This window comes from Dietzia sp. HMSC21D01 (genome assembly GCF_001815995.1).
In the GTDB taxonomy this organism is placed as follows: domain Bacteria; phylum Actinomycetota; class Actinomycetes; order Mycobacteriales; family Mycobacteriaceae; genus Dietzia; species Dietzia cinnamea.
Window position 1 is genome coordinate 621 of the sequence record NZ_KV823893.1, and the last position, 6,045, is coordinate 6,665.

At 72.2% G+C, this 6,045-nt stretch carries 4 protein-coding genes and 1 pseudogene; 3 read left to right on the forward strand and 2 right to left on the reverse strand.

Annotated features, from left to right (window positions below; all coding sequences use genetic code 11):
* On the reverse strand, positions 1 to 186 hold a 186-nt coding region (locus tag HMPREF3086_RS19270; RefSeq protein ID WP_210401847.1), incomplete at its 3' end, for a hypothetical protein.
* Positions 187 to 221: 35 nt separating this feature from the next.
* On the opposite strand from HMPREF3086_RS19270, the gene HMPREF3086_RS08110 reads away from it, so the two are divergent.
* From HMPREF3086_RS08110 to HMPREF3086_RS08120, 3 genes are all read left to right on the forward strand, one after another.
* Positions 222 to 434: a hypothetical protein gene (locus tag HMPREF3086_RS08110; RefSeq protein ID WP_061229111.1), complete on the forward strand. Its 213-nt coding sequence runs from the start codon at positions 222 to 224 to the stop codon at positions 432 to 434.
* A 285-nt stretch (positions 435 to 719) separates the two neighbouring features.
* On the forward strand, positions 720 to 3,938 hold the full coding sequence (gene ileS / locus HMPREF3086_RS08115; RefSeq protein WP_083324353.1) for an isoleucine--tRNA ligase: 3,219 nt from the start codon (positions 720 to 722) through the stop codon (positions 3,936 to 3,938).
* A gap of 53 nt (positions 3,939 to 3,991) precedes the next feature.
* Positions 3,992 to 5,452 carry a DNA polymerase IV gene (locus HMPREF3086_RS08120; RefSeq protein ID WP_061229112.1) on the forward strand — a complete coding sequence of 487 codons (1,461 nt, stop codon included), beginning with the start codon at positions 3,992 to 3,994 and terminating at the stop codon, positions 5,450 to 5,452.
* Positions 5,453 to 5,782: 330 nt separating this feature from the next.
* Here the strand turns inward: HMPREF3086_RS08120 and HMPREF3086_RS08125 are convergent.
* Positions 5,783 to 6,045 (reverse strand): annotated as a pseudogene (locus HMPREF3086_RS08125) (asparaginase); the annotation flags it as partial.

Below are 6,045 nucleotides of genomic sequence, written 5' to 3' on the forward strand. Positions count from 1 at the left end.
CCCCCCGCCGATGCCGGTGGCGCCGCCGACCAGGCGGCCAAGAAGGACGGCGGCCACCGCGCCGACTGACCCCTCACGCGTGACGCGCCCGATCCGCGCGGCGTGAACGGTCCCCGCCCCTGCCCAGGGTGCGGGGACCGACGTATATTCGACGGCAAGGGGTGCGCACCACAGTGCGTGGCGCATCCTCTGCCACCACGCACCGCCCCCAGGAGGCACGAATGCTCGTCGCCGCGCTCGGACTGACGATCCTCGGATTCGGCTTTCTCGTCGCCGCGGTCGCGACCGGTCAGATCGGGTGGGCCTGGGCATGCATCGGGGTGGGAGCCCTGGGGCTGTTGCTGCTGGTGATCGACCTCATCAAGGGGCGCGGGGACCGTGACACTCGCACCCGCGGGCCCTCGGGAGAGGCGGACGTCCGGGCGGATGGGTAACATTGGACACCGTCCGGCCCCGAGTCGGACGCGCGATGATCCGGCCATCACCGGGGAGCGCTCGGAAGAACGGCGCGGTCCCGTTTCGGGACCCGCTCAGTAGAACCGAACGGGGGAGCCCGTCACAGCCCGACCCACGAGTGGGCGTCGCACGTCGTCGCCAAACGGGGTGGTACCGCGGACGGTGGCGCGCTGGGCGCCGCCGGATCGTCCCCGAGCGCAGGCCTGACCGGCCCCACGGATGCGAACTCGTGCGGGCCCCCTATGTGAGGAGTCCGCCCCACCATGAGCACCGAGCCCGTGAACCGCGAATCCGCCGACCCGGCGTCCGGCGAGGCCGGTGTCACCGGCAGCGCGTACCCGATCGTCGACCTCACCGGTGGTACCACGTCACAGACCCCCTCGTTCCCGGCCCTCGAGGAGACGGTCCTCGCCCGCTGGGACGAGCGAGACACCTTCCGCGAGTCCATCCGCAACCGGGCGAACGCGGAGGAGTACGTCTTCTACGACGGCCCGCCCTTCGCCAACGGCCTGCCCCACTACGGCCACCTGCTCACCGGCTACGTCAAGGACGTCATCCCGCGCTACCGCACCATGCGCGGCTACAAGGTGGAGCGCCGCTTCGGCTGGGACTGCCACGGACTGCCCGCTGAGCTCGAGGCCGAGAAGCAGCTCGGGATCACCGAGAAGTCCCAGATCCTCGAGATGGGTCTGGCCGAGTTCAACGCCGCCTGCGAGAAGTCGGTGCTGCAGTACACCGACGAGTGGGAGGAGTACGTCCACCGCCAGGCGCGCTGGGTGGACTTCGAGAACGACTACAAGACGCTCGACATCGACTTCACCGAGTCCGTCCTGTGGGCCTTCAAGCAGCTGTACGACAAGGGTCTCGTCTACAAGGGCTTCCGCGTCCTGCCGTACTCCTGGTACGAGCAGACACCGTTGTCCAACCAGGAGACCCGGCTCGACGACGCCTACAAGATGCGCCAGGACCCGGCCGTCACCGTGGGACTGCCGCTCGAGGCGCCACAGGACAGCCCGTTCCACGGGGCCGAGGCCCTCGTGTGGACCACCACGCCGTGGACCCTGCCGTCCAACCTCGCCGCCGCCGTGCACCCCGAGATCGACTACTCGGTCGTGCGGGTCAACTCGGGGCCCTTCGCCGGCCGCGTGTTCGTGTTGGCCGAGGCGCGCCGCGGCGTCTACGCGGCCGAGTTCGGTGACGACGCGCAGGTCGAGACCACCGTCAAGGGCTCCGAGCTGGTGGGCCTGCGCTACACCCCGCCGTTCGACTTCTTCGCAGGCCACCCCAACTCCCACGTCGTGCTCTCGGCCGACTACGTCTCCACCGAGTCCGGTACCGGCATCGTCCACCTGGCCCCGGCCTTCGGTGAGGAGGACAAGGAGGCCTGTGACGCCGCGGGCATCGAGCTGGTGATCCCGGTGGGACCGGACGGCAAGTTCACCTCGGAGGTGCCGCCGTACGCCGGCCAGCTCGTCTTCGACGCCAACGCCCCCATCTCGCGCGACCTGCGGTCGGCGGGCCGGCTGCTGCGGCACGAGACCATCGAGCACTCCTACCCGCACTCGTGGCGCTCGGGCCAGCCGCTCATCTACATGGCGCTGCCCGCGTGGTTCGTCAAGGTCTCCGCGTTCCGGGACCGCATGGTGGAGCTCAACCGCGAGCACATCACGTGGATGCCCGAGCACGTCCGCGACGGCCAGTTCGGCAAGTGGCTCGAGGGGGCGCGTGACTGGAACATCAACCGCAACCGCTACTGGGGCGCGCCCATCCCGGTGTGGGAGTCCGACGACCCGGCCTACCCGCGCGTGGACGTGTACGGCTCGCTGGACGAGCTCGAGCGGGACTTCGGCGTCCGGCCCACGGACCTGCACCGGCCGTACATCGACGACCTGACCCGACCCAACCCGGACGACCCGACGGGCAAGTCGACCATGCGGCGCGTCGCCGACGTCTTCGACTGCTGGTTCGAGTCCGGGTCGATGCCGTTCGCGCAGGTCCACTACCCGTTCGAGAACAAGGAGTGGTTCGAGACCCACAACCCGGGCGACTTCATCGTCGAGTACAACGGGCAGACCCGCGGTTGGTTCTACACCCTGCACGTGCTGGCCACCGCCCTGTTCGACCGCCCGGCGTTCACGCACGTCGCCGCCCACGGCATCGTCCTGGGCAACGACGGGCTCAAGATGAGCAAGTCCAAGGGCAACTACCCGGACGTCAACGAGGTGTTCGCCCGTGACGGCTCGGACGCCATGCGGTGGTTCCTCATGAGCTCGCCGATCCTGCGCGGAGGCAACCTCGTGGTGACCGAGCAGGGGATCCGCGAGGGCGTCCGCCAGGCCATGCTCCCGCTGTGGAACTCGTACAGCTTCTTCCAGCTGTACGCCTCCCGCCGGGCGACGTGGCGGACGGACTCCCAGCACGTGCTGGACCGCTACATCCTGTCCCGGTTGGCCTCGACCCGCGACGCCATGACCGAGGCCCTGGACGCCACGGACATCGCCGCCGCGTGCGACGAACTGCGCCTGTTCGCCGACGCGCTGACCAACTGGTACGTGCGTCGGTCGCGGTCCCGGTTCTGGGCGGGCGAGGACAGCGGGCGGGACTCTCGCGACGCGTTCGACACGCTGTACACGGTGCTCGAGACGACCATGCGGCTCGCTGCGCCGCTGCTGCCGCTGATGAGCGAGGTCGTATGGACCGGGCTCACCGGCGAGGAGTCGGTGCACCTCGTGGACTGGCCGGCAGAGGACGAGCTGCCGCGCGACGCCGCGCTGGTCGAGGCGATGGAGGCCGTGCGCGACGTGTGCTCGACCGTGTCCTCGATCCGCAAGGCCAAGCACCTGCGGGTGCGTCTGCCGCTGAACTCGCTCACCGTGGCGATGCCGGACGCGCAGCGGCTGGAGCCGTTCACCGGCATCATCGCCGACGAGGTGAACGTCCGTGATGTCCACCTGACCAGCGATGTGGCCGCGCACGGCCGGATGGAGCTGGCGGTCAACGCCCGAGCCGCCGGCCCGCGGCTCGGCAAGCAGGTCCAGACCTGCATCAAGGCCGCCAAGACCGGCGACTGGACCGAGGTCGACGGGGTGGTCACCGCCGGCGGCATCGAGCTGCAGGAGGGCGAGTACGAGCACCGCCTCGTCGCCGCCGATCCCGAGTCGACTGCCGCGCTGCCCGGCGGCGCCGGCCTGGTGGTGCTGGACCTGACGGTGACCGAGGAGCTCGAGGCGGAGGGCTGGGCCAAGGACCGCATCCGCGAGATCCAGGAGGCGCGCCGCGCGGCCGGGTTCGACATCTCCGACCGCATCCGTGTGCGGATGGCGGTGCCGGCCGATCGCCGGGAGTGGGCCGATCGGCACGCGCAGCTCATCGCCGCCGAGGTGTTGGCGACCGACTTCGCGGTGGTGGACGGCCTGGACGCGGCCGAGGGGGACGCGGTGGAGCTCGCCGAGGGCGTCCGGATGACGCTGGCGCGGGTCTGATCGGCCCGGACCCGACCCCTGACGGACGCGATCGTGAGCCGACGGAGGCGGCGGTGACCGACGGACAGGACCGCTGGGTCCTGCACGTCGACATGGACGCGTTCTTCGCCTCCTGCGAGCAGCTCACCCGGCCGACCCTGCGGGGTCGGCCGGTGCTCGTGGGCGGGCAGGGCGGCCGCGGCGTGGTGGCGGGGTGTTCGTACGAGGCGCGGGCGTTCGGGGCGCGATCGGCGATGCCGTCGCACCAGGCCCGGCGTCTCGTCGGCCCGTCGGCGGTGTTCGTCTCGCCGCGGATGCCGGTGTATCGCGCGTTGAGCCGCCGGGTGTTCGAGGTGTTCGCCGAGCACGCGCCGGTGGTCGAGCAGGTGTCGGTGGACGAGGCGTTCCTCGAGCCGCCCGGGCTGCGGGGCGCGGACGTGGACCGCACCCGGCGGTGGGCGCAGGATCTGCGGGCGGCGATCCGCGAGGCCACCGGGCTGCCGGCCTCGGTCGGTGCGGGGGCGGGCAAGCAGTACGCCAAGATCGCGTCCGAGTTGGCCAAGCCGGACGGGGTCGCGGTGGTCGCGCGCCGCGATCACGAGCGGGTGCTGCACCCGCTGCCGGTCCGGAGTCTGTGGGGCGTGGGCCCGGTGGCGGGGGAGCGGCTCGCGCAGTTCGGGGTGACGACGATCGGCGACCTGGCCGCGATGGACGACGACGACGTGGCCCACGCGCTTGGCAAGACGGTGGGCCCGGCGATCGCCCGGATCGCCCGCGGGTACGACGACCGGCCGGTGCACGAGCGGGCCGAGGCCAAGCAGATCAGCGCGGAGAGCACGTTCGCCGCCGACCTGACCACGCCCGGTCAGGTCACCGCGGCGGTACGACGGGCGGCGGAGGCCGCGCACCGGCGGCTGCTGCGCGACGGGCGTGCCGCCCGCACGGTGACGGTGAAGGTCAAGCGCTCGGACTTCACGTCGATTAGCCGCTCGTACACGCTGCCGGAGGGCACGACCTCGCTCGAGACGATCATCGCGGTGGCCAGGTCCCTGGCGCCGGATCCGGTGGACTTCGGTGCGATCCGCCTTCTGGGCGTGGGGGTGGCGGGCCTGACGGACTTCCACCAGGACGCGCTGTTCGAGCAGGAGTTCACCCTGGGCGTGCGGCCGGGGGCGGGGGTCGACGACGACGAGGACCTGCCAGACATCGTCGGTGTGGGCACCACCGTGACCACGGAGGAGTCCGAGCCGGCCGATGCCGGGTCGGGGCCCGCGGGCGCGGGGGCTGCCGCGGAAACGGGCGCGGGGGAACTCCCGGCGATCGGGGCGTGGCGTCGGGGCGAGGACCGTCGGTTCGAGACCGGCGCGGACGTGCGTCACCCGGAGTTCGGACACGGCTGGGTGCAGGGCTCGGGGCACGGGCGGGTCTCTGTGCGGTTCGAGACAGCGGTGACCGGGCCGGGCCGGATGCGCACCTTCGCCGAGGACGATCCGGCGCTCGAGCCCGCGGACCCCCTGGACTCCCTGGGCTGGTGACACCCCTCGCACGCCAGCCGCCCGGCCCAGCTGCAGCCGCTCGCGGCGATGGCGTCTCGCGCCCGCGAATGCCCGCCCCGGTTCGCAGCCGCTCCCGGCGATGGCGTCTCGCGTTCGCGCGTGCGCGCCCCGGTTCGCAGCCGCTCCTGCCGATGGCGCCTCGCGTTCGCGCATGCTCGCCCCGGACTCAGCCGCCCCCCGGCATGGCGTCTCGCCCCCACCGCGGTGCGCGCGAGACGCCATGGCGACGGGCGGCTGTTCTCCCGCTCGGCCCGCGCCGCCAACGGCCCGCGGCGGTGAGGGGTTTTCGGGCTGCTCGGGGCCTGCTCGTCAGTTGTAGAGGTGGAACCTCGACCACTCGCGGCGGACCCGCGCCGCGGCATCGACATCAGTGTCGGCGCGGGTCTCGGCGTCAGCGTCAGCGTCGACGTCGACGTCGGCCTCCGCCCCCTCCGCGACGGACAGGAGAGCGGCCAGCAGGACACGGGCCTGCCCCGAGCGCAGGTAGCCGGCGGAGAGCACCCCGCGGGCCGCGAGCTCGGCACCGCCGCCCCGGCCGCCGTACGTCGCGGTCACCTCGCCCCGCGGCACCC

Bases quoted from the DNA above. Each gene is read 5' to 3' on its own strand.
- HMPREF3086_RS08110 (WP_061229111.1), top strand. From the start codon at position 222: ATGCTCGTCGCCGCGCTCGGACTGACGATCCTCGGATTCGGCTTTCTC.
- ileS (WP_083324353.1), top strand. From the start codon at position 720: ATGAGCACCGAGCCCGTGAACCGCGAATCCGCCGACCCGGCGTCCGGC.